The organism is Nitrososphaerota archaeon (genome assembly GCA_016872055.1).
Lineage (GTDB): Archaea > Thermoproteota > Nitrososphaeria > Nitrososphaerales > Nitrosopumilaceae > Nitrosotenuis.
Map to the genome: position 1 here is coordinate 1 of VHBH01000032.1, position 1193 is coordinate 1193.

A 1193-nucleotide genomic window follows, 5' to 3' on the forward strand; every position below is an offset into this window, starting at 1 on the left:
TCATGGCCAAAGGAAAGTTTGAAAGAACCAAGCCGCACCTGAACGTGGGGACGATCGGGCACGTGGATCATGGCAAGACGACGCTGACGGCGGCGATGACGCACATCCTGGCCAAGAAGTACGGCGGGGAGGCGAAGAACTACGACCAGATCGACGCCGCGCCGGAGGAAAAGGCGCGCGGCATCACGATCAACACGGCGCACGTGGAGTACCAGACCGAGAAGCGGCACTACGCGCACGTGGACTGTCCGGGGCACGCCGACTACATCAAGAACATGATCACGGGCGCGGCGCAGATGGACGGGGCGATCCTGGTGGTGAGCGCGGCCGACGGGCCGATGCCGCAGACGCGGGAGCACATTCTTCTGGCGCGCCAGGTGGGGGTGCCCTACATCGTGGTGTTCATGAACAAGGCCGACATGGTCGATGACAAGGAGCTCCTGGAGCTGGTGGAGGTGGAGGTGCGCGAGCTCCTGTCCAAGTACGAGTTCCCCGGGGACAAGACCCCGATCGTGATCGGCTCGGCGCTCAAGGCGCTGGAGGGGGATGACTCGGACCTGGGGGTGAAGGCGGTCCTGAAGCTGGCCCAAGCCCTGGACAGCTACATTCCGCAGCCCAAGCGCGCGGTGGACGGGCCGTTCCTGATGCCGGTGGAGGACGTGTTCTCGATCTCGGGCCGGGGCACGGTGGTGACCGGGCGGGTGGAGCGCGGGATCATCAAGGTGGGCGACGAGATCGAGATCGTGGGCATCAGGCCCACCACCAAGACGGTGTGCACGGGCGTGGAGATGTTCCGCAAGCTGCTCGATGAGGGCCAGGCGGGGGACAACGTGGGGATTTTGCTGCGGGGCACCAAGCGCGAGGAGGTGGAGCGCGGGCAGGTGCTGGCCAAGCCCGGCAGCATCACCCCGCACGCGAAGTTCGAGTGCGAGGTGTACATCCTGTCCAAGGAGGAGGGCGGCCGGCACACGCCGTTCTTCAACAACTACCGGCCGCAGTTCTACTTCCGCACCACGGACGTGACCGGGGCGGTGGAGCTGCCCGCGGGCACCGAGATGGTGATGCCGGGGGACAACATCAAGATGGTGGTGACGCTGATCACCCCGGTGGCGATGGAGCAGGGGCTGCGCTTTGCCATCCGCGAGGGCGGCAAGACCGTCGGCGCCGGCGTCGTCGCCAGAGTCATCGAGTAA

1 protein-coding gene is annotated in these 1193 nt (G+C 65.9%); it reads left to right on the forward strand.

Going from position 1 to position 1193, the window contains the following annotated elements:
- Positions 1-2 precede the first annotated feature (2 nt).
- Complete coding sequence (tuf, locus tag FJ354_07180; GenBank protein MBM3906433.1) at positions 3-1193, forward strand: elongation factor Tu; 1191 nt, start codon at positions 3-5, stop codon at positions 1191-1193.

Coding starts and splice junctions, on each gene's coding strand:
- tuf (MBM3906433.1), top strand. CDS start 3: ATGGCCAAAGGAAAGTTTGAAAGAACCAAGCCGCACCTGAACGTGGGG.